The organism is Aquabacterium sp., assembly GCF_034003525.1.
Classification (GTDB): domain Bacteria; phylum Pseudomonadota; class Gammaproteobacteria; order Burkholderiales; family Burkholderiaceae_C; genus Aquabacterium.
The window spans coordinates 1-22,496 of sequence record NZ_JAVEYN010000017.1 but is presented as its reverse complement, the minus strand read 5'-3'; the positions used below and the strand labels follow the sequence as shown (position 1 = coordinate 22,496).

Here is a 22,496-nt window from a genome sequence, read left to right as displayed (position 1 = left end):
CGTGGTCCTTACTGGAACTGCTGCAGGAAGCGCAAATCGCCTTCGAAGAACAGGCGCAGGTCGTTGACGCCGTAACGCAGCATGGTCAAACGATCGGGACCCAGGCCGAAGGCGAAGCCGATGTAGTGCTCGGGGTCCAGGCCATAGTTGCGCACCACGTTCGGGTGCACCTGCCCTGCCCCGCCCACTTCCAGCCAGCGGCCCTTCAAGGGGCCGGAGGCGAAGGCGATGTCCACTTCGGCCGAAGGCTCGGTGAAGGGGAAGAAGGATGGACGGAAACGAATGTCCAGCTCGTCGGTCTCGAAGAAGGTGCTGAAGAAGTCGCCCAGCATCGCCTTCAGGTCGGTGAAGCTGACGTTCTCGCCAATCCACAGGCCTTCGCACTGGTGGAACATGGGCGAGTGGGTGGCATCGCTGTCCACGCGATAAGTGCGGCCGGGCGCGATGACGCGCAGATCGGGCATGCGCTCGCCTTGGGCCATCGCCGCTGCGTGACGCTGGACGTGCTGCACGGCATAGCGCACCTGCATCGGGCTGGTGTGCGTGCGCAGCAGGTGCCCCCCCTCCACATAGAAGGTGTCGTGCATCGAACGTGCGGGGTGGTCTTCCGGCGTGTTGAGGGCCGTGAAGTTGAACCAGTCGGTTTCGATCTCGGGGCCATCGGCCACGGCGAAACCCATCGAGCCGAAGATGCCTTCGATGCGCTCGATGCTCAGGGAAACGGGGTGCAGACCGCCCTCGCCACGACGGCGACCGGGCAGCGTGACGTCCAGGCTTTCGGCGCGCAGTTGCTGCGCCAGTTCGGCGTCGGCCAAGGCCTGACGGCGTTCGTTGAGTGCGGCTTCGACCTTCTGCTTGGCCTGGTTGATGGCCGCACCACGGGTCTTCTTCTCTTCAGGACTGAGCGCCCCCATGCCTTTGAGCAGTTCGGTCACGCTGCCCGACTTGCCCAGGAATCGCGCTTTGGCGTTTTCAAGGTCAGCAGGCGTGTTGGCCTCGGCGAATGCCGCTTGGGCGGATTGAACCAGTGCCTGAAGGTCGCTATGGGGATCGTTCATTGTCTTGTGTCGAAAAAAAAGGCCAACACACGGTTGGCCTTTGAATCACCCGCCTGCCCGCTCAGGTTGCCCTGAACCGATGCAGCCGGGCGCAGCATCTTGCTGATTGCTTAAAAATCAAGCAGCCAGTTGAGCCTTGGCCTTTTCAACGATGCTGGCAAAAGCTGCCGGGTCGTTGACGGCCATGTCGGCCAGCACCTTGCGGTCGATCTCAATCGATGCCTTCTTGATGCCAGCGATGAACTTGCTGTAGGTCAGGCCCAGAGCACGGCTACCGGCGTTGATACGTGCGATCCACAGACGGCGGAACTCACGCTTCTTGGCGCGGCGGTCGCGGTAGGCATACTGCCCAGCCTTCATGACAGCCTGTTTGGCGATGCGGAACACGTTCTTGCGGCGACCACGGAAACCCTTGGCCAGGGCGAGAACTTTCTTATGACGAGCGCGGGCTGTTACACCACGTTTGACGCGAGGCATGGATGACTCCTTCGGCGTTAACTATCTAAACCAATTCGAAACGATCTGCTGTTCGGTAGCCGATTACAGGCCAGCGAAAGGCAGCATTTGAGCCATGTGGCCCATGTTCGTTTCGTGCACGTTGACGGCGCCGCGGAGCTGGCGCTTGTTCTTCGTGGTCTTCTTGGTCAGGATGTGGCGCTTGAAGGCTTGACCGCGCTTGACGGTACCACCCGGACGCACGCGAAAACGCTTCTTCGCACTGCTCTTGGTCTTCATTTTGGGCATGTTCTGCTCCTTTTACGTTGTTCCTGCCAGGCGCCACGGATACCACTTCCGTGTCTTGATGGCCTGCAGGCACTTTGAGCCAATGGTGGTGGCGACCAAACCGCCACCTTGGCAAATCACACGGCCTGCGCCGGGTGATTATTTCTTTTTCTTGGGGCCGAGCACCATGATCATCTGGCGCCCTTCCAGCTTGGGCATGTTCTCGACCACCGACACATCGGTCAGGTCGTCGCGCACACGCTCCAGCAAGCGCATCCCGATTTCCTGGTGCGTGATTTCACGACCGCGGAAACGCAGGGTGACCTTGCCCTTGTCACCATCTTCCAGGAAGCGACGCAGGTTGCGCAGCTTGATCTGGTAGTCGCCCTCGTCCGTACCGGGGCGGAACTTCACTTCTTTGACTTCGATGACCTTTTGCTTCTGCTTGGCATCGTGAGCCTTTTTCTGCTCTTGGTACTTGAACTTGCCGTAATCCATCAAGCGACAGACCGGCGGTTCAGCCGTGGCGGAGATCTCCACCAGGTCCACGTCAAGCTCTGCGGCCATCCGCAGGGCTTCCTGAACACTGACGATACCAAGGGGCTCGTTCTCAACGCCGGTCAGGCGGACTTCGGGAGCCATGATTTCACGATTGAGCCGATGCTTGCGCTCATCATTGCGCGTACGGCGGTCAAAGAAATTAGCGATGTTGAATCCTTTGGGCAACAGGCTCTGGACGCCTGCACCGGTTAACCTTGATCACGCACCCAGGCAAACCCGGCAAGTCTGCGCTTCATCCACATGGACAAAGCGCACTCCCGCCTCAGGCCTTGCTGGCGATGTCTTGTGAGATCTTCTGGGAGAAGTCATCGAGTGACATCACACCGAGGTTCTGGTTACCCCGGGCGCGCACGGCGATGGTGCCATCCGCCTTTTCCTTGTCGCCGACAACGATGAAGTACGGCACCTTCTGCATCGAGTGCTCGCGGATTTTATACGTGATCTTCTCGTTGCGCAAATCCAACTGGACGCGCAAGCCCTGCTTCTGCAGCGTTTTGGCAATCTCTTGCGCGTAATCAGCCTGCGCATCGGTGATGTTGAGCACCACCACCTGTTCGGGCGCCAGCCACACTGGCAAAGCCCCGGCGTGCTGCTCGATCAGGATGCCGATGAAGCGCTCGAGCGAGCCCAGGATGGCGCGGTGCAGCATGACCGGGTGCTTGCGCTCGCTGGTGTCAGCCACGTACTCGGCGTTCAAACGCTGCGGCATGGAGAAGTCGACCTGGATGGTGCCGCACTGCCAGTGACGGCCCAGCGCGTCCTTCAAGGTGTACTCAATCTTGGGGCCGTAGAAAGCGCCGTCGCCCACGGCGATGGTGAACTCGCTGCCCGTGGCGCGCAGCGATTCCATCAGGGCGTTCTCGGCCTTGTCCCACACCTCGTCGGAGCCAATGCGGGCCTCAGGGCGGGTAGCGACCTTGTAGATGATGTCGGTGAAGCCGAAGTCCTGGTAAACCTTCTGCAGCAGCGCCGTGAAGGCCACGCACTCGGACAGGATCTGGTCTTCAGTACAGAAGACGTGCCCGTCGTCCTGCGTGAAGCCGCGCACACGCATGATGCCGTGCAGGCCACCCGAGGGCTCGTTGCGGTGGCACTGGCCAAACTCACCGTAACGCACCGGCAGGTCGCGGTAGCTCTTGATGCCTTGGTTGAAGATCAGGATGTGGCCAGGGCAGTTCATCGGCTTGAGCGCGTAGTCGCGCTTTTCCGACTCGGTGGTGAACATGTGGTCGCGGTACTTGTCCCAGTGACCGGTCTTTTCCCACAGGGTCTTGTCGATGATCTGGGGACCCTTGACCTCCTGGTAACCGTTGTCACGGTAGACCTGGCGCATGTACTGCTCGACGGCCTGCCACACGGTCCAGCCCTTGGGGTGCCAGAACACGACGCCCGGGGCGTGATCGTCGATGTGGAACAGGTCCAGCTCGCGGCCCAGCTTGCGGTGGTCGCGCTTTTCGGCCTCTTCCAGGCGGTGCAGGTACTGAGCCAGGTCTTCCTTGGTCGTCCAGGCGGTGCCGTAGACGCGCTGCAGTTGCTCGTTGCGGTGGTCGCCACGCCAGTAGGCGCCGGCCACCTTCATCAGCTTGAAGTGCTTGAGTTTGCCGGTACTGGGCACGTGGGGGCCACGGCACAGGTCGGTGAAGGCGCCTTCGCTGTAGAGCGACACGTCCTGATCCGCCGGGATGCTCTCGATGATCTCGGCCTTGTAGTGCTCGCCCAGGCCCTTGAAGTAACTCACCGCTTCGTCACGGGGCAGCACCTTGCGCTCGACCTTCTCGTCCTTCTTGGCCAGTTCGGCCATCTTCTTTTCGATGGCCAGCAGGTCTTCGGGCGTGAAGGGGCGCTTGTAGGCGAAGTCGTAATAGAAGCCGTCTTCGATGGTCGGACCGATGGTGACCTGCGCCTCTGGGAAGAGCTCCTTGACGGCATAGGCCAGCAAGTGGGCGGTGGAGTGACGGATCACCTCCAGACCGTCGGCGTCTTTCTCGGTGACGATGGCCAGGGACTCGTCGGCTTCGATGCGATAGCTGGTGTCCACCAGGCGGGCGGACTCGGCACGACCCACACGGCCAGCCAACGCGGCTTTGGCCAAACCGGCACCGATGGAGGCGGCCACTTCGGCCACGGTGACCGGACAGGGAAACTCACGCTTGGAGCCGTCAGGCAACTGGATGGAAATCATGGGGAAACCTTGTGTATCTGGAGCGCGCCCGACGCCAGGCGGCGAAGGACATGAAAAAAGCGCGGTGGACGCCGCGCTTTCTGAATGACAACAGGAAGACGAAAGCAGCGGCCAGCCGACTAGACCTCGGTCGAGGTGAAGGAGGGGGTCGAAGTTCGCGGTGTCATAACCGGATCTGCCTTTCTACGCTTCTTACCTGTTGCCTGGGGCGCACCCAAACCTGGCGCCAACGTGACTATTGTAGCGGCGAGCACGCACCTGCGCCTTGTCCCGATGCCCACGCTGTCCGCTCGGATGTATGCTGGCACCACCCGAGCCTCGCTCCGGTGACGCCGGGCACCTCACGCCACTTCGAAAGATTGGATGATCACTCGCCCCACCTCGCTGCCGAATCGCTGCCTGCCACCGGCCCGCCTGCTGCTGATGTGCGCCTGGCTCCCCTGGGCCGCGCTCGCGCAAGCCACCGAGGCCCCAACGGCCAGCGGCAGCCCGGACAGCGCCCTGAGCACCGCCGCCCCCACCCCGGAACCCACACCGAACGAATCGACCATGAGCCGGGCGCGCAGCGGCGTGCGTTCGTCGGTGGAGTGGCTGGCCAGCGGCATCGACAGCTGGTTTGGCGACATCCCTTTCTCCAACGGTGGCAAGGTCACCCATGGCGAACTGGGGCTGTCGCTGTACAAGCGGGAGGACGACTCCGCCAGCGTGGGGCTGCGCTTCAAGGCGCGTTTTCGCCTGCCCAATCTGGAGTCGTACCAGTACCTGTTCGTGGGCAACGACGACCGGCGCGAAATCGTCACCGACCAGCCCGACACCTTCACACGCCAGCAACAACTGCTGCGCGGCGACAACCGCGACAACGCCTTCTTTGCCGGGATTGGCGCCACCTTGCGTGACAACCTGGATGTACGCCTGGGGTTCCGCGGCGGACTCAAGCCCTATGCTCAGGTGCGCTACCGTCACATCTGGGACCTGACCTCGACAGACCGCGTCGAGTTTCGCGAAACCTTGTTCTACAGCGTGGCCGACCAGCTCGGCTCAACCACGGCCCTGACGTATGAGCACGCCCTGAGCCCAAGCCTGACGGCGCGCTGGCTCAATGCCATCACGGCAACTTCCAAGAGCAAGGATGCGGGCTGGTCCAGCAGCGCGGGCGTGTTCAAGTCCTACGGCGGCCAACGCCAACTGTCCCTGGAGGCCCTGCTCAATGGGGTGGTCGGGCAACCGGTTGGAGTGCAGGACTATGGCCTGCAGATGAAGTGGTCCCAACCCATCCACCAGGACTTCGTCATCGGTGAAGTCATCGTGGGGCATTTCTGGCCACGCAGCGACCCGGCCCTGCCGCGCGATCGCGCCTGGGCCATTGGCACCGGCGTCAGACTCAAGTTCTGAAACCGGGCCGCGTGCGCCTGTTAATGGCGCACCGCGAGCAGGCTCAGGACGGACGACAGCGACGCGCCACGCAGGCCGCGACCGCGCCGGCCAACAACAAGCCCAGCATGCTGGGCTCGGGAACGGCCGATGGCGTCACCGTGAAACCGCCCCACGACGTCTCGGCCTGCATGGCATCCAGGGGGTTGGCTGTGAAGCCAAACAGGCCCGCAAACGGATCAGAGAAGAAGCCCCCCGAGAACAGATGCAAGCTCACGCTGGGTGAAGCCCAATCGTCCTGATACAAAAAGTCAAAGCCATCGAACAAGCCGTTGTTCACCCAGGCTGCTGCCAGCACATTGGGCGATGCCAGGGTGTAGGTCTGCCCCAGGAAGGTCAAAGTGAACGCGCTCAGCGGCACCTCGACGAGACCCGATTCTGCGGGCTCGTTGTAGGCGAAGCTGCCCGTGATGCGACTCCCGCCCAGCGGTGCCATGTCGTCGACTTGCCCGTCAAACGTGAACATGGCTGCCGAGGCCGAGGATGCCATGGCCGCAAGAGCCAGCGCCGAGACCGTGCGACGCACCAAGGCGACCAACGATGTCCAGGGATGGTGAGAACTGCTCATGATGTGAATTCCGTTCGAGTGGTTGGAGGGCTGGCGCCCATCAGAAGATGTAGTTGCTGCGGCTGAGCGCATCACAGGAAGTGTTCTTGAGCGCGATCATCGGGCGACGTGCCGAAGGACCCGAGGCATCCGGATCGACATAGATCAGCGAATCGGCGATACCGGATGCAGCGCAACTGACGTAGCCCTGTCCGATCGGGTCTGCAACCTGGACGCGCAAGCCTTGCAGCACGCCACGCAGACCGATCACATCCGCGCTGGGCGCGAAATCGGTGATCGTGGCACCGCCCGTGAAGTCGGCCCGGAAGGCGAACTGGTCGCGACCTGCGCCACCCGTGAGTGAGCGGCGCCCCGCCCCGACGATGATCAGGTCGTCACCTGCGGTCCCCATCACCGTGGTGCTGGTGGACGCAGCGGTGATGTACTGGTTGTACAGGTTCAGCCCCACCACCAAGGGGTCGTGGTCGGAAGAGCGGTAAGGCGTAGGCGAGTAGGGGTCAGGCGCACACGTGGCACACACTGGCTGCTTGAACTCCAGGTTGTAGTCGTGCGCCAGCGACTCGTCCGCATTGATGTGCCAGTCCAGTGCATGCGAGACCTTGGGCGACAACGAGGTGGTGCTGATCGCATGATCCAGGCGACCTGCCGCCCCATCGAACACATACGAATAGCCGAAGGCGTTGAAACGACCGATCTGATCCACGTACCCGTTGCTGGTCAAGGCATGAATCGGGTCCTCCTTGGCGTAGGCATTGAAGTCACCCACCAGCAGCACATCCTGCGACCCGGACGAGGCCTGTAGCGTGCTGACAAAGTTGCGCAACTGCCCCACCTGCTGCAAACGGGTGGCATTGAAGCAACCTTGGCCATCCCCCTGGTCGGCGTCGGCACCCGATGTGGGGCAACTGCCCTTGCTCTTGAGGTGATTCACCACCATGGTGAAGACTTCGCCGTTGGCCACCTTGAAGGTCTGTGCCAGCGTGGGACGGCTGTTGATGGGCGAGGTGTCGACTTGCGACAAACCCATCGGCTGCAACTTGGCCGGCTTATAGAGCATGGAGAGCTTGATGGCATCCGTACCGATGACGCCAGCAGCCGGCCCAGGGGCAACGGCGTAGGTGCCCACACCCACCTTGGCGTTCAAGGCGTCTGCCAGATTCTGTGCGGCGACGGTGTTGTTCTGCACTTCCATCAGGCCGACCGCATCGGCGTCAATCCTGCTCAAAGCCTCGACGATCTTTTGGCGCTGGCGGAGGAACTCCGTGTAATTGCTGGCACCGCGGCAACTGGAGGCCGCTGTCTGGCCCACCACACAGGTCTGCCCAGTCTGGCCGTTGACGATGGTTTCGCCATTGGTGAAGGTGGTGAAATAGTTCAGCACATTGAAGCTGGCCACCTTGTAGTTGCCACCTACCGACGGGACATAGCTCGGACGAGGATGCGTGATCATGTAGCTGAGCGCATCAGGACTCAGGGGAACGATGCGGTAATCCCCTGGGCCACTCGCCGTCGCTGTGGAAGGGCCGTAGTCGATGACACCGGTGATCGAGCCCACTGTGTCGCCAGCGCGCAATGCGCCGGTCGGACCGGTGAAGGACGTCGGGTTCACGTTCTGGCGTGAGGTGCCATCTTCCAGGACGATGCGGCGGCTAGCATTATTGGCTGCCTGTTCCTCGGCTTGCGCCCCGGGGCGATAACGGTTGGTCGGCGTCTCCAGGCGGCCACCGGCCGACAAAGTCAGCTGACCGAAACGCGCCTGGAAATAATTCTGGTTGACCGTCAATGGGCCATTCACGGTGACCAGCATGCCCTCATAGCGTTCCAAGCCACCCGCGACCGGTAGCGTGATGCCCACCGGTGGGAGGCTGTAGCCCGCCCCCTGCACCACGATGTCGGAAGGCGACGTCAGCTGGGTGACGGTAGAACCGCCGCCCGCAAACTCGGCCACCGTACCGCTCAACTGGATCAGCTGCCCCACGCTCAAGGTCGGCGCTGCGCTGGTGAAGACGTAGATGCCGTCGGATGTGGCATCGTTGCCGTCGCCTTGCATGGCCTGCAGATAGAAGCCGTTGTTGGTCAAGCGGGTGACGACACCGGTGGTGCGCACCAACTGGCCCACATGAGGACTGGTGGCGCCAGCGCCCTGGATGGCCGGAATCTCGACCGAAGGCACAGTCGGCGTCACCGGTGGCGGCGGCGTGACCGCTCCCCCGCACGTGACAAACGGCAAAGCGCTGTTGCGCGGCTGAGGGGTGACGACCGCGAAATCGGAGCCGTTGTTGTTGGTGTCAGTGCAACCGCTGGCGGCACGCATGGCGGCCGTGGTGTTGCTCAACACGGCCGTCGACGTTCCCTCCATCGGGGTCGCCGAGCCGTAACTGACGGCATCCACCACGCCCGTCGGCGCAGCCCCCGTCAACGCCACAGTGCTGGCCACCAAAGCGACCTTGCCGTTGGTGCCGGACATGGCCGTGCTCCCCAACACATCGGGCACCAGATCAACCGTGCCGCCGGTGCCCGCTGCCATCCGCACCAGCACGTACTGGCCCGGCTGCACCACCAGGGTCGATGGCAACTGGGTGACTTGCCAACTGCTGCCGGTCGCAGAAGCGTACTGCACCGACCAGCCTCCCACAGCCACTGCAGAGGCACCGTTGTTGAACAGTTCGACAAAGTCGTTCTTGAACACGGCCCCCGTATTGCCGCCCCCGCCATAGACCTGGCTGATGACGAGCGCCGCGTGCGAGGCAGGCGCGAACGCCAGCAAGCACAGGGGAAGCGCGGCAGCCAAGGCTGCATTCAAACGCCGAAGTGGCGGCAACACATGAGTTCTGGTCAGCATGAGAGTGGCGATTCAAGGAAGGGAAAGGAATGTCCAACACACCCATCCGTGCCGCTCTGGTACTGGCCTGCGATGCGGGGGGCGCAGGCGGACTCTAGGGAGCCGAGGTGACGAAGGCGTTACAAATTCACGAACACAGGCCACTCCCCTCGTTTGGGGGGCAAAAACAAAAAAGCCACCCGAAGGTGGCTTTGTGGTCCAGGCTGAAGTTCGCGGGAAGCGAACCTCAAACCAGGGATCAGTGGAACTGTTCTTCTTCGGTCGAGCCGGTCAGGGCCTTCACGGAAGACGAACCACCTTGGATCACGGTGGTCACGTCGTCGAAGTAGCCAGCGCCCACTTCTTGTTGGTGCGACACGAAGGTGTAACCCTTCTCGCGAGCAGCGAATTCGGGCTCTTGCACCATGTTGACGTAGTGCTTCATGCCTTCGCCGCGAGCGTAAGCATGGGCGAACTGGAACGTGTTGTACCAGTTGACGTGGATACCAGCCAGGGTGATGAACTGGTACTTGTAGCCCAGAGCCGACAGCTCTTCCTGGAACGAAGCGATCTGCGAGTCGTTGAGGTTCTTCTTCCAGTTGAAGGAAGGCGAGCAGTTGTACGACAGCAGCTTGCCGGGGCAGGCAGCGTGAACGGCTTGAGCGAATTCGCGGGCGAAGCCGATGTCAGGCACGCCGGTTTCGCACCACACCAGGTCAGCGTAGGGAGCGTAAGCAACGCCACGGCTGATGGCTTGCTCCAGACCGTTCTTGACGCGGTAGAAGCCTTCTTGGGTGCGCTCGCCAGTGACGAAGGGCTTGTCGTTGTCGTCGCAGTCAGAGGTCAGCAGGTTGGCAGCTTCAGCGTCGGTACGAGCCAGAACGATGGTGGGCACGCCCATCACGTCAGCAGCGAAACGAGCAGCGATCAGCTTCTCAACGGCTTCACGGGTGGGAACCAGCACCTTGCCGCCCATGTGACCGCACTTCTTGACAGCAGCCAGCTGGTCTTCGAAGTGAACGCCAGCAGCGCCGGAGGCGATCATGTTCTTCATCAGTTCGAAGGCGTTCAGAACGCCACCGAAACCGGCTTCAGCGTCAGCGACGATGGGCAGGAAGTAGTCGATGAAGCCTTCGTCGCCGGGATTGACGCCGCGCGACCATTGGATTTCGTCAGCACGCTTGAACGTGTTGTTGATACGACGAACCATCGTGGGGACGGAGTCGTAAGCGTACAGCGACTGGTCGGGGTACATGGTTTCGGACGTGTTGCCGTCGGCAGCAACTTGCCAGCCCGACAGGTACACGGCTTCCAGACCAGCCTTGGCCTGTTGCATGGCTTGACCGGCGGTGATGGCGCCGAAAGCGTTCACGTAGCCCTTCTTGGCACCGCCGTTGACCTTTTCCCACAGCTTTTCAGCGCCGCGCTTGGCCAGGGTGTACTCAGGCTGCAGGCTGCCGCGCAGGCGCACAACGTCAGCAGCGGAATAGCCGCGCTTGACAAGCTTCCAGCGGGGGTTTTCGGCCCAGTCTTTTTCCAGGGCAGCGATTTGCTGTTCACGGGTGAGGTTCGTCATGACGAGATCTCCGGGGGGTTGGTGAAACGGTTCGAGAAGTTGCCAGTCTAACGCGGTTTGCGGGCCTTGGTAAAGACTTATGTCTTATATAAGACATAACTTTTCACGAGGTGCTCGGCATGAGGCAGCACGGTGACGCAGATTGGCAACATTCACCCGGTTTGAGGGGGTCTTGCCTGCGACACGCCGAAAAAAAGCCGCTCGGTACACCAGAGCGGCTTTCGGCCAGGCTTCTCAGCGCAGGGGCACCTCAGTGGGACTTGGCGAACGCGGCCAGGCCGGTGGTCACTTCGGCCTTGGCGGCATCGATGCCGGCCCAGCCCGTGACCTTGACCCATTTGCCGGGCTCCAGGTCCTTGTAGTGCTCGAAGAAGTGCTTGATCTGCTGGATCAGCAGTTCAGGCAGGTCTTCCAGCTTCTGGACGTTCTTGTACATCGGGCAGATCTTCTCGGTCGGCACGGCAACGAGCTTGGCGTCGCCACCGGCCTCGTCTTCCATCTGCAGGATGCCCAGCGGACGGCAGGCCACGACCACACCCGGTTGCAGGGCGAACGGCGTCACGACCAGCACGTCCACGGGGTCACCGTCGGCGGCAATGGTCTGGGGCACGTAACCGTAGTTGCAGGGGTAGTGCATGGCCGTGCCCATGAAACGATCGACGAAGACCGCACCGGTCTCGTGATCAATTTCGTACTTGATCGGATCGGCGTTGGCGGGGATTTCGATGATGACGTTAAAGACGTCGGGTGCCTTGGCACCGGCAGGAACGTTGAGCAGGCTCATGATGGTTCGATCACAAGGTTAGGAATCGGAAAGATGCGCAAGTGTAGGCGATGACAAACGAGGGCATTTACAGACCGATACGCCTTCTTTGCTGCGGCGCACAAAAAACGCTTGCAATCATCTGTCACTTGCCTATACTGGAGTCATGTTGCAACGCAGCAAAGCCGAAGTCAGGCAGCCGCAGGATGCAATCTACTTTCTGTCATCACTCATTGGAGATCTCGACATGCTGACCGCTGAACAACTGCTCGCCGCACAAAAAGCCAACCTCGCCACCCTGTTCGACCTGGGCCAAAAGGCCTTCGAAGGCGTCGAAAAGGTGATGGAGCTGAACCTGCAAGTCGCCAAGACTTCCTTTGAAGAAGCTTCCGACCACGCCAAGGCTGTGTTGGCTGTCAAGGATGCCCAAGAGTTGCTGGCCCTGCAAGCTTCGCTGCTGCAACCCGCCGCCGAGAAGGCTGCCGCTTACAGCCGTCACCTGTACGACATCGCCTCGGGCACCAGCGCCGAAGTGAGCAAGCTGGCCGAATCGCAACTGGCTGAAGCCCAAAGCAAGTTCGCCTCCGTGGTGGACAACGCCGTGAAGAACGCTCCCGCCGGCACCGAAAACGCTGTCGTGCTGGTCAAGTCGGCTGTCGCCGCTGCCAACAACGCTTTCGAGTCGGTTCAAAAGGCCGCCAAGCAAGCTGCTGACGTTGCCGAAGCCAACTTCCAGGCCATCAGCAACTCCGCAGTGAAGGCCACCCAGGCTGCCACCAACAAGGCTCGCAAGTCGGCCTGATTGAACACTCGCAGTGCAGGACTGTGACCGCGCTCAACACAACTTTACGAAGTTGGAAACGTTGAGTCTGGAACTTTGCCCTGCTGCCGCAATCACTCAAGGGACCGTTTTGGACGAGCGGTCCTCCTGAAAGGTTGTCTCCTCGGTACCTCATGAACCTTTTCTAAGGTACCTTTCAAGCCCGATGGTTCGCCATCGGGCTTTTTTTATGATGTGGCCATGATTGCCTGGCTGGAACCCGACGACCCCCTTCCCGATACCGCACACGCCCTGGGCCCGGACTCTGACGCGCCGGGGCTGCTGGCCGCCGGTCACGACCTGAGTCCGCGGCGGCTGACCGAGGCCTATCGGCGCGGGATCTTCCCCTGGTTCAGCGTGGGCCAGCCTGTGCTGTGGTGGACCACCGACCCGCGCATGGTGCTGCCCGTGGCGGAGTTCAAGCTGTCGCGTTCCCTTCGCAAGACGATTCAGGCTTTTCGCCGCACGCCCTGCTGCGAAGTGCGCATAGACCACGATGTCGGGCAGGTGATGCGAGCCTGTGCCACCACCGAGCGCCCCGGCCAGGATGGCACCTGGATCGTGCCGGACATGCGCGAGGTCTACGCCCAGTGGCACCTGGAAGGCGCCGTGCACTCCTTCGAAACGTGGGTGAACGGCGAGTTGGTGGGCGGCCTGTATGGCGTGAGCATCGGGCGGATGTTCTATGGTGAATCGATGTTTGCGCACCGCAGCGACGCCTCCAAGATTGCCCTGGCGGCGCTGGTGTGTTTTTGCCGGGCGCATGGCATCGAGGTGATCGACTGCCAGCAGGAGACCGCCCACCTGGCCTCCCTGGGGGCTCGCCCCTGGCCACGCGCGCGATTTGAAGCCCACTTGCATGCGGTGGTCGACCTGCCACGGCCCGCTCCTTGGACCTATGATGAGGCACTCTGGTCTCATCTGGATGCCCCGCGAACGAGCCCCGCACCGTGACCCGTCTCCAAGAACTCCCCTTGGCGTCTCTGCAGTTTTACGCCACCGCGCCCTACCCCTGCAGTTATCTGGAGGGGCGGCAGGCGCGCTCGCAGGTGGCCACGCCCAGCCAACTGATCCACGCCGACGTGTATTCGGAGCTGGTGCTCAATGGTTTTCGGCGCAGCGGCCTGTTCACCTATCGCCCGTATTGCGATGGCTGCCAGGCCTGCCTGCCCCTGCGCATCCTGGTGGCGCAGTTTGTACCGCGTCGCAGCCAGAAGCGGGCCTGGAAAGCCCATGCGCACCTGTTGGCCCGCGTGCTGCCGCTGAGCTTCCAGCCCGAACACTACGAGCTGTACCTGCGCTACCAGCAACAGCGGCACCCGGGCGGGGGCATGGACCTCGATTCGATCGATCAGTACAGCCAGTTCCTGCTGCAAAGCAAGGTGAACTCACGCCTGATCGAGTTCCGCGAACCCGGGCCTGACGACAGTACGTTGGGCGCCTTGAAGATGGTGTCTGTGGTGGACATCCTCAGCGACGGACTCTCGGCCGTGTACACCTTCTACGAGCCCGATGACCACGCGAGCTATGGCACTTTCAACGTGCTGTGGCAGATCCACCAGACCCGGGAGCTGGGCTTGCCCCACCTCTATCTGGGCTACTGGATCGCCGAGAGCCCCAAGATGGCCTACAAGGCCCAGTTCACACCCCACCAAGTCTTGCGCGACGGGGTGTGGCAGAGCCAGGATCTCGGTCAGGGCGTCAGGTAAACCTGCCCGTTGATGCTGACCGACAAGCGGCCCTTGCCTGGCTCGACGGGCAAGGCGGCATCGGCGGCTTCCATGGTTTTGGCGCGTGCGGCCATCATGTAAGGGCGCGGCTCGAAGCCGGGCTCAGTCGACGACACCGAGACTTCGCCCAGGGTGTAACCCTTGAAGCCGAAGGCCGAGGCCATGGCGCTGGCCCGCGAGCGAAAGCGCTGGATGGCTTCGTTGGTCAGGGCGGCTTCGTGGCGCTCGCGCAGGCCACGCGACAGGCCGTACTGCATGTTGACGACATTGAGCTGGGTGAGCTTGCCGGCGGTTTGCGAGATGCGGGTGGTGTCGGTGCCTTCCAGCACCAGTTGTGCCGAGCCCTGCCAGCCGCTGATGCGCCCGGCGTTGGTGTAGCGGGGCTGGACCGAGAACGAGCCCGTGCGCACCTCGATGCCCGACTGCCCTTGGGCCGCTTTGCGCGCCTCGCTCAGGGCCGACTCCATGAGCTGCTTGAGCGCGGCCTGCACCTCGGCGGCCTGGTTGCCTTCACGGGTGGCCTGCAGGGTCACGACCAGCAAGTCCTGTGTGACTTCTTCGGTGGCGCTGGCACTGAAGGACAAGGCGTTCTGACGGGGGGCCTCGGCCTGGGCCGCGCCCGCCGCCAAGGCCAGCACCGACAGGCTCAGGCTGCGACGCAAACGCGGCGAAATGGTGGACATGTGCATGAAAACTTCCCTTTCTGAATGGGGCTGTACCGAATGGAACGCATGAACGGCCAGCTGGGCTGACCGCCGGGCGCATGGGCTTGACGGGCCTGACACAGAGCCGCAAGATTTGTAACAGGTGGTCAGTAGCCCGACTTTCCGAGTTCGAAACTGCGCACAATCCGCCTCTGTTACAAATTCCGAGGAATGCCGATGTCGTCTCCCGCCCCCAACCAGCGTCCCGATCGCGTGCTCGTGGTCGATGATGATGCACGCATTCGCGACCTGCTGCGCCGTTATCTGAGCCAGGAGGGTTTTGAGGTGCTGCTGGCCGAAGACGCCAAGGCGCTCAACCGTTTGCTGACGCGGGAAACCGTCGATCTGATCGTGCTGGACCTGATGCTGCCCGGCGAAGATGGCCTGTCGATCTGCCGGCGCCTGCGTGCGGCCAACGACGTCACGCCCATCATCATGCTGACCGCCAAGGTGGAGGACGTGGACCGCATTGTGGGCCTGGAGGTGGGCGCGGACGACTACCTGCCCAAGCCGTTCAACCCGCGTGAGCTGCTGGCACGCATTCATGCCGTGCTGCGCCGCCGCCCGGCTCAAGAGGCGCCCGGAGCGCCCGCCAAGGATGCCCAGAGCGTCAACTTCGGACCGTTCGAGTTTGACCTGACGCTGCGCCGTCTGAGCAAGGATGGTGAGCCCATCGCCTTGACCACCGGCGAGTTTTCGATGCTCAAGGCCCTGGTGCGTCATCCGCGCCAGCCGCTGTCACGTGACAAGCTGGCCCAACTGGCCCGTGGCCGCGAGTTCGAACCCTTCGACCGCAGCCTCGATGTGCAGATCTCGCGTCTGCGCAAGATGATCGAGCCCGATCCGGCGCAGCCCCGCTACATCCAGACCGTCTGGGGCGTGGGCTATGTGTTCGTGCCGGACGGCGGGTCCTGATCGATGCCGGAAAACCGTCTGGCCCTGAGCCTGTTCTGGCGCACCTTCATCCTGCTGGGGCTCTTGCTCACGGTGGGGATCGTGGCGTGGGTGCAGACCTTCCGGGCGCTGGAGTTCGAGCCGCGCGCGGTGCAATCTGCCCAGCAGATTGCCAGCTTGGTGAACCTGTCGCGCGCAGGCCTGCGCTATGCCGACAGCATCAACCGCGTGACGCTGATCAAGGCCTTGTTTGACTCCGAATCGATCACGCTCAAGCCCAGCGAGCCCGCCGACACCTATCTGCCGTTCGAGAAAGATCGTTTCACCCGCACGATCGCAGCCGAGTTGCGCGACCGACTGGGGCGTGACACCGTGGTGGCGAGCAGCGTCAACGGGATGCCCGGACTGTGGGTGCGCTTCCCCATTGAGCGCGACCTGTACTGGCTGCAAACCGACAGCCGCCGTGTGGAGACCCTGACAGGCCGGACCTGGTTCGTCTGGGTGGGCATCGCCCTGGTGGCCACGCTGCTGGGCTCGATCGTGATTGCGCGGCTGATCAACAAGCCGCTCAAGGAGCTGTCGTTTGCGGCCAGCCGGATCCGGGAGGGGGAGTACGACTCGCGCCTGGATGAGTCGATGATCACCCGCGAGATCCGCGAGGTGAACCAGGGCTTCAACCGCATGGCGCGCGAGTTGGCCAAGGTGGAAGAAGACCGGGCGGTGATGTTGGCCGGGATCTCGCACGACCTGCGCACGCCACTGGCGCGGATGCGCCTGGAAACAGAGATGAGCGTCGCCGATGAAGAGGCGCGGCGCAACATGGTGGCCGACATTGAGCAGCTCGACGCCATCATCGACAAGTTCATGGACTACGCGCGCCCGGGCGAGGTGGAGTTGGTGCCCGTGCATGTGGCCACGGTGGTGGACAAGGCGATCAGCCAGTTCCGCGACACGCAGCGCATCCGCATCAGCAGCAAGCTGCCCATCGACACCCGGGTGATGGCCGACGAGACCGAGCTGGGTCGGGTCTTGACCAATTTGTTCGAGAACGCGCGGCGCTATGGTCGCAACGCCTACACCGGCGTGACGAACGTCGAGGTGAGCTATGCGCGCGTGGGCTCGTGGGTGGTGCTGAGCGTGCGCGACCACGGCCCAGGCGTGGCCGCCGAGAAACTGGCCGAGCTGACGACGCCCTTCTTCCGGGGTGACGCGGCCCGCACGGCCGCCACCGGTGCCGGGCTGGGCCTCGCCATTGTGGAGAAGGCACTGCAACGCATGGGCGGCGATTTCGAACTGGCCAATGCCGCGGGTGGCGGCCTGGTGGCACACATCAAGCTGAAGCGGGCGCCCTGAGGGTGGCGCCTTGAGCGGGGCGCCTTGCGTCAGGCCGGGACGGGCCGCTTCAGGCCTTGTAGAGCAGGCAGATGGCGCGGGCCTCGATGGCCCGCCCCTCACCCACAGGCCCCATTTTTTCGGCCGTCTTGGCTTTGACGTTGACCTGCTCTTCGCTCAAGCCCAGGGCCTGGGCGATGCGAGCGCGCATCAGCGGGATGTGTGGGGCCATTTTGGGCGCCTGCGCCACGATGGTGGTGTCGAGGTTGCCGATGGCCCAGCCTGCGGCACGCACGCGGCGCGTGGCCTCCTGCAGCAGCACCACCGAGTCCGCGCCTTTGAACTGCACGTCGGTGTCAGGAAAGTGCCGGCCGATGTCACCCAGCGCCGCCGCACCGAGCAGGGCATCGGTGATGGCATGCAGCAGTGCATCGGCGTCGGAGTGGCCGAGCAGGCCGTGGGTGTGAGGGATGGTCACACCACCGAGGATGAGGGGGCGGTCGAGCACCAGAGCATGGGTGTCCCAGCCCTCCCCCACGCGCAAGGCGGGCAGTGTCATGTGGGTCTCGCAAGGCAAGAGTGAGCAAGCGGGAGATTGTCACCTGAAAGCGCGTGAAGGCGGTCCGATGCCACCATCGGCGCGGCGCACCACGACAGGGTCTTCGCAGGGTCTCCGCACACATTGAGAGCGTTTGCGCACCACGTTCGCCCGATCGAGATCCAGATCGGTGCGCCCGCCTCGCATCCGACACTCCAAATGTGGGCACATTTTCTGCTTCACCTTGGTGCGCCTTGAACCGGGATGCGGCGCACGGTTCAAAACAGTGCGATCAAGCCGTTGGATTGCGGATGTTGGAAAAATGGATTCATTCAAACAAGGTGCAGACACCCTCTTCATCATGCTGGGGGCGGTCATGGTGCTGGCGATGCACGCCGGGTTCGCCTTTCTGGAGTTAGGGACCGTGCGTGGCAAGAACCAGGTCAATGCGCTGGTCAAGATCCTGGTGGACTTCTGTGTCTCGACGATCGCGTACTTCTTCGTGGGCTACACCGTGGCCTATGGCGTTGACTTTTTCGTGGACGCGCACACGCTGGCCGAGGCCAATGGCTATGCGTTGATGAAGTTCTTCTTCCTGCTGACCTTTGCGGCGGCCATCCCGGCGATCATCTCCGGGGGGATTGCCGAACGGGCACGTTTCAACCCGCAGTTGATTGCCACGGCGGTGATCGTGGGGGTGCTGTATCCGCTGTGCGAAGGGGCGATCTGGGGTGACCGGTTTGGCTTCGAGGTGTGGCTCAAGCAGGTCACCGGCGGCAACATGCATGACTTTGCCGGCTCGGTGGTGGTGCATGCCTTTGGCGGCTGGATCGCACTGCCTGCCGTGCTGATCCTGGGGGCGCGACGCAACCGCTACCGCAAGGATGGCGCGATGTCAGCGCACCCACCTTCGAGCATCCCGTTTCTGGCACTGGGGTCGTGGATTCTGGCGGTGGGATGGTTTGGCTTCAACGTGATGAGCGCCCAGACGATCGACAAGATCTCGGGCCTGGTGGCGGTGAACTCATTGATGGCGCTGGTGGGCGGCACCTTGGTGGCCCTGATGATGGGCAAGAACGACCCGGGCTTTGCCTACAACGGCCCGCTGGCCGGTCTGGTGGCCGTGTGTGCAGGCTCGGACATCATGCATCCGGCCGGCGCACTGGCAGTGGGGGCCATCGCCGGGGCCATCTTCGTGCTGATGTTCACCCTGGTGCAGAACAAGTGGAAGATTGACGATGTGCTGGGCGTGTGGCCGCTGCACGGTTTGTGTGGGGCCTGGGGCGGCATCGCCGCGGGATTGTTTGGTCAGCCCTGGCTAGGGGGCGCTGGTGGCGTGCATTTCGGCGCGCAATTGCTGGGCACGCTGTGCGTGGTCCTGTTCGCACTGGTGAGCGGCTTTGTGGTCTACGGCGCGCTGAACCGTCTGATGGGCCTGCGCCTGTCGCAAGAAGAGGAGTTCGACGGCGCCGACCTGTCGGTGCACCGCATCAAAGCCAGCCCCGAGCAGGAAGTGTCCTGGTGATCGTCAAGGCCGGGTGGACAAAAGCCGCTCGGCCAGGGCGAAATCGCCGGGCCAGGTGACCTTGAAGTTGTCGTAGGCGCCCGGCACCAGGCGGGGCTGATGACCCAGCATCTCGATGGCACTGGCTTCGTCAGTGATGGCCGCGGCCGTGTCGGGGTCAGCCAGCGCCGAGGTCAAGGCAGGTGCCAGCAGACCCAGGCGGAACATCTGCGGGGTCTGGGCGGCCCATTTGCCGGCACGGTCAACCGTGTGCTGCGCGCGGGGCTCGCCACTGGGGCCGCTCACCGCAGCTTTGAGGGTGTCGGCCAGGGGCAAGGCGAGCAGGCCACCCACTTCGTCGTCCTCGCAGGCGTCGATGAGGCGCTGCACCCAGTCAGGCTGGATCAGGCAGCGGGCCGCGTCGTGCACCAGCACCCAGTCGTGGGGCTGGGCGCCGCGGGCCAGCAGCTCTTGCAACCCGTTGGCCACGCTTTCTGCGCGTGAGGCCCCGCCGACCCGGGCCACCCAGGCACGATCCCCCAGGAAGTCGGGCGCGTGTTGCTCGAACTGGGCGTCGTCGGGCGACAGCACCACCAGGGTGGCTTCCAGTCGCGGCACGGCCGTCAGCGCAGCCAGGGTGTGGGCCACCACGGCGCGACCGGCCACCGGGTGGTACTGCTTGGGACCGCCGACACCGGCGCGCTCCCCCACGCCGGCGCAGGGCACGAGGGCATACGCCCGGGGTTTGAACTCGTGTGAAGCAATCGTCAGAGACATGGGGAGATTGTCCCCCACCTAGAATGTACGTTTTGGATTCAACACGCCCGCCACCTCGGTGAACGGGCGCTTTGTCATTTCTGAACGCCATGTTGCCCGCCCTACCCCTGCCCTCGATCGCCCCCGGCAAACGCTACACCGTGCCCCGCCCGGCCGGCTCTGGGGATGCGCTGCTGCTGGCGCACTTTGCCCAGTCGCGCAAGGCGCAGGGGCAGCTGACGGCCATCCTCACGGCCGACCCGGCGGATGCGCAGCGCTTGATGGACGAGATGGCTTTCTTTGTGCCGGAGCTGCGTTGTGCGATCTTTCCGGACTGGGAAACGCTGCCTTACGACACCTTCTCGCCGCACCAGGATTTGATCTCGGAGCGCCTGGCGACGCTGTGGCGCATGCAGCAGGGCGTGAAGGCGGAGACGGGCGTGGACGTGGTGCTGCTGCCGGCCACGACGGCGCTGACGCGTCTGGCCCCGCCCTCTTTCCTGGCGGCCTACACCTTCCACTTCAAGCAGAAACAGAAGCTGGACGAGGCGGCGTTGAAATCGCAGCTGACCCTGGCGGGCTACAACCATGTGAGCCAGGTGGTGTCGCCTGGCGAGTACGCGGTGCGCGGTGGCCTGATCGACCTGTACCCGATGGGCTCGCCGGTGCCCTACCGCGTAGACCTGTTCGGCGACGAAGTGGACTCGATCCGCACCTTCGACCCCGACTCCCAACGCAGCCTATATCCGGTGCCCGAGGTGCGGCTGCTGCCCGGCCGCGAGTTCCCGATGGACGAGGAGTCACGCGCGGCCTTCCGCAACCGTTGGCGTGAACGCATTGAGGGCGACCCGACCAAGTCCCGCATCTACAAGGACATGGGCACGGGCGTGGCGACAGGCGGCATCGAGTACTACCTGCCGCTGTTCTTTGACGAGACTTCGACGCTGTTCCAGCATATGGGTGAGCACGCCGCCGTGGTGCTGCATGGCGAGATCACCGAGGCACTGGAGCGCTTCTGGAACGAGACGCGCGAGCGCCACCGCTTCCTGCAGCACGACCCGGAGCGGCCCTTGCTGCCACCGGAAGACCTCTACCTGAAGGCCGAGGAGTTCTTCACCCACGCCAATGCGCACGCGCAACTGGCCGTGCGTGGCAAGGAGCCGACGGAGTGGGCCCGCCCTCTGCCGGATCTGAGCGTGGAGCGAGGCGGCCAGGACCCGCTGAGCAAGTTGGAAAAGCACATCGCGCAGACGGACCAGGCCGGCCAGCGCGTGCTGGTGGTGGCTGAGAGTGCCGGCCGCCGCGAGAACCTGATGGAGTTGCTGCGCGATCACCGCATCGACCTGCCCAGTGTGGACACGCTCGACGCCTTTGTGCGCGGTGACCATCGGCACGCGATCACGGCCGCGCCGCTGGCTGGGGGCTTCATCTGGCACGACGGCCGTGCGTCTGGCGCGGGCATCCAGTTCGTCACCGAGACGGAGCTGTTCGATGCCACACCCGCCACGCGTCGGCGCCGCAAGACCGAGCAGGCCACCGATGTCGACTCGCTCATCAAGGACCTGAGTGAGCTGAATGTGGGCGACCCGGTGGTGCACAGCAACCACGGCATTGGACGCTACCAGGGCCTCATCAACCTGGACCTGGGCGATGGCCCATCAGAGTTCCTGCACCTGGAATACGCCGACAGGGCCACGCTGTATGTGCCCGTGTCGCAACTGCATCTGATCAGCCGCTACACCGGCGTGAGCCCGGAAGAGGCACCGCTGCACAAGCTGGGCTCGCCTCAGTGGGACAAGGTCAAGCGCAAGGCCGCCGAGCAGGTGCGCGACACCGCCGCCGAGTTGCTGAACCTATATGCCCGCCGTGCCGCGCGCGAGGGCTTTGCCTTCCGCTTCTCGGCGCAGGACTACGAGGCCTTTGCCGCCAGCTTTGGTTTCGAGGAGACCGCCGACCAGCGCGCGGCCATCCACGCTGTGATCCAGGACATGATCAGCCCGCGCCCGATGGACCGTCTGGTCTGCGGTGACGTGGGTTTCGGGAAGACCGAGGTGGCCTTGCGCGCGGCCTTTGTGGCCGTGACAGGCGGCAAGCAGGTCGTGCTGCTGGCGCCCACCACGCTGTTGGCCGAGCAGCATTACCAGAACATCGCCGACCGCTTCGCACAGTGGCCGGTGAAGGTGGCCGAGATGTCGCGCTTCCGTTCCGCCAAGGAGATCAAGGCGGCGATGCAGGGGCTGGAGGACGGCACCATCGACATCGTCGTGGGCACGCACAAGTTGCTGAGTGAGTCGGTGAAGTTCAAGCGCCTGGGCCTGCTGATCATCGATGAGGAACACCGCTTTGGCGTGCGCCACAAAGAGGCGATGAAAGCCATGCGCGCTGAAATTGACGTGCTGACTCTGACCGCCACCCCCATCCCGCGGACGCTGGGCTTGGCCATGGAAGGCCTGCGCGACCTGAGCGTGATCGCGACCGCACCGCAGCGTCGTCTGGCGATCAAGAAATTTGTGCGCAGCGAGAGCAGCGGCGTGA

20 protein-coding genes are annotated in these 22,496 nt (G+C 63.3%); 8 read left to right on the top strand and 12 right to left on the bottom strand.

The window, feature by feature from the left end; genetic code table 11:
• Positions 1-8: 8 nt before the first annotated feature.
• The 5 genes from pheS to thrS form a co-directional block, all read right to left on the bottom strand.
• Positions 9-1,058, bottom strand: coding sequence for a phenylalanine--tRNA ligase subunit alpha (gene pheS / locus RBT42_RS11020; RefSeq protein WP_320365048.1), 1,050 nt, complete (start codon positions 1,056-1,058; stop codon positions 9-11).
• Positions 1,059-1,175: 117 nt separating this feature from the next.
• Positions 1,176-1,535 carry a 50S ribosomal protein L20 gene (rplT, locus tag RBT42_RS11015; RefSeq protein WP_035034889.1) on the bottom strand — a complete coding sequence of 120 codons (360 nt, stop codon included), beginning with the start codon at positions 1,533-1,535 and terminating at the stop codon, positions 1,176-1,178.
• A gap of 63 nt (positions 1,536-1,598) precedes the next feature.
• Complete coding sequence (gene rpmI, locus RBT42_RS11010; protein ID WP_028601240.1) at positions 1,599-1,802, bottom strand: 50S ribosomal protein L35; 204 nt, start codon at positions 1,800-1,802, stop codon at positions 1,599-1,601.
• A 138-nt stretch (positions 1,803-1,940) separates the two neighbouring features.
• A complete protein-coding gene (gene infC / locus RBT42_RS11005; RefSeq protein WP_320365136.1) occupies positions 1,941-2,489 on the bottom strand; it encodes a translation initiation factor IF-3 in 549 nt (182 codons plus the stop codon).
• 115 nt (positions 2,490-2,604) lie between these two features.
• The gene (thrS, locus tag RBT42_RS11000; protein WP_320365035.1) at positions 2,605-4,524 is read right to left on the bottom strand and encodes a threonine--tRNA ligase; all 1,920 of its coding nucleotides are present in this window, start codon (positions 4,522-4,524) and stop codon (positions 2,605-2,607) included.
• Between the two features lie 363 nt (positions 4,525-4,887).
• Between thrS and RBT42_RS10995 the strand changes: the two genes are divergently transcribed.
• Complete coding sequence (locus tag RBT42_RS10995) at positions 4,888-5,916, top strand: hypothetical protein (protein WP_320365033.1); 1,029 nt, start codon at positions 4,888-4,890, stop codon at positions 5,914-5,916.
• Positions 5,917-5,959: 43 nt separating this feature from the next.
• On the opposite strand, the gene RBT42_RS10990 is transcribed toward RBT42_RS10995, so the two are convergent.
• The 4 genes from RBT42_RS10990 to ppa form a co-directional block, all read right to left on the bottom strand.
• Positions 5,960-6,523: a PEP-CTERM sorting domain-containing protein gene (locus RBT42_RS10990; RefSeq protein WP_320365032.1), complete on the bottom strand. Its 564-nt coding sequence runs from the start codon at positions 6,521-6,523 to the stop codon at positions 5,960-5,962.
• Between the two features lie 40 nt (positions 6,524-6,563).
• Entirely contained in the window at positions 6,564-9,314 is a 2,751-nt protein-coding gene (locus RBT42_RS10985; RefSeq protein ID WP_320365031.1) for an ExeM/NucH family extracellular endonuclease, read from the bottom strand.
• Positions 9,315-9,603: 289 nt separating this feature from the next.
• A complete protein-coding gene (gene aceA / locus RBT42_RS10980) occupies positions 9,604-10,920 on the bottom strand; it encodes an isocitrate lyase (protein ID WP_320365029.1) in 1,317 nt (438 codons plus the stop codon).
• 250 nt (positions 10,921-11,170) lie between these two features.
• Positions 11,171-11,704 (bottom strand): inorganic diphosphatase, encoded by a 534-nt coding sequence (ppa, locus tag RBT42_RS10975; RefSeq protein ID WP_320365027.1) that lies wholly within the window; start codon positions 11,702-11,704, stop codon positions 11,171-11,173.
• A gap of 226 nt (positions 11,705-11,930) precedes the next feature.
• Between ppa and RBT42_RS10970 the strand changes: the two genes are divergently transcribed.
• The 3 genes from RBT42_RS10970 (at position 11,931) to RBT42_RS10960 (ending at position 14,212) form a co-directional block, all read left to right on the top strand.
• Positions 11,931-12,485 (top strand): phasin family protein, encoded by a 555-nt coding sequence (locus tag RBT42_RS10970; RefSeq protein WP_320365025.1) that lies wholly within the window; start codon positions 11,931-11,933, stop codon positions 12,483-12,485.
• Between the two features lie 219 nt (positions 12,486-12,704).
• Positions 12,705-13,457 (top strand): leucyl/phenylalanyl-tRNA--protein transferase, encoded by a 753-nt coding sequence (gene aat / locus RBT42_RS10965; protein ID WP_320365023.1) that lies wholly within the window; start codon positions 12,705-12,707, stop codon positions 13,455-13,457.
• On the top strand, positions 13,454-14,212 hold the full coding sequence (locus RBT42_RS10960) for an arginyltransferase (protein WP_320365021.1): 759 nt from the start codon (positions 13,454-13,456) through the stop codon (positions 14,210-14,212). Before aat ends, RBT42_RS10960 begins: the two co-directional genes overlap by 4 nt.
• Here RBT42_RS10960 and RBT42_RS10955 read toward each other — a convergent pair.
• Positions 14,197-14,922, bottom strand: coding sequence for an SIMPL domain-containing protein (locus tag RBT42_RS10955; RefSeq protein ID WP_320365019.1), 726 nt, complete (start codon positions 14,920-14,922; stop codon positions 14,197-14,199). The two genes, RBT42_RS10960 and RBT42_RS10955, sit on opposite strands and share 16 nt — an antisense overlap.
• Positions 14,923-15,114: 192 nt before the next feature.
• Between RBT42_RS10955 and ompR the strand changes: the two genes are divergently transcribed.
• Together ompR and RBT42_RS10945 are read left to right on the top strand one after the other, a co-directional pair.
• A complete protein-coding gene (gene ompR / locus RBT42_RS10950) occupies positions 15,115-15,852 on the top strand; it encodes a two-component system response regulator OmpR (RefSeq protein ID WP_320365018.1) in 738 nt (245 codons plus the stop codon).
• A gap of 3 nt (positions 15,853-15,855) precedes the next feature.
• On the top strand, positions 15,856-17,184 hold the full coding sequence (locus RBT42_RS10945) for a sensor histidine kinase (RefSeq protein WP_320365017.1): 1,329 nt from the start codon (positions 15,856-15,858) through the stop codon (positions 17,182-17,184).
• Between the two features lie 49 nt (positions 17,185-17,233).
• Here RBT42_RS10945 and ispF read toward each other — a convergent pair whose 3' ends face one another.
• On the bottom strand, positions 17,234-17,722 hold the full coding sequence (gene ispF / locus RBT42_RS10940; RefSeq protein ID WP_320365016.1) for a 2-C-methyl-D-erythritol 2,4-cyclodiphosphate synthase: 489 nt from the start codon (positions 17,720-17,722) through the stop codon (positions 17,234-17,236).
• A 301-nt stretch (positions 17,723-18,023) separates the two neighbouring features.
• Here ispF and RBT42_RS10935 point away from each other — a divergent pair, with 301 nt between their 5' ends.
• Positions 18,024-19,226 carry an ammonium transporter gene (locus RBT42_RS10935; RefSeq protein WP_320365015.1) on the top strand — a complete coding sequence of 401 codons (1,203 nt, stop codon included), beginning with the start codon at positions 18,024-18,026 and terminating at the stop codon, positions 19,224-19,226.
• A gap of 3 nt (positions 19,227-19,229) precedes the next feature.
• Here RBT42_RS10935 and ispD read toward each other — a convergent pair whose 3' ends face one another.
• Positions 19,230-19,982: a 2-C-methyl-D-erythritol 4-phosphate cytidylyltransferase gene (ispD, locus tag RBT42_RS10930; RefSeq protein ID WP_320365014.1), complete on the bottom strand. Its 753-nt coding sequence runs from the start codon at positions 19,980-19,982 to the stop codon at positions 19,230-19,232.
• Between the two features lie 89 nt (positions 19,983-20,071).
• Here ispD and RBT42_RS10925 point away from each other — a divergent pair.
• Positions 20,072-22,496: transcription-repair coupling factor (locus RBT42_RS10925; protein ID WP_320365013.1), on the top strand; the 2,425-nt coding region annotated here is incomplete at its 3' end.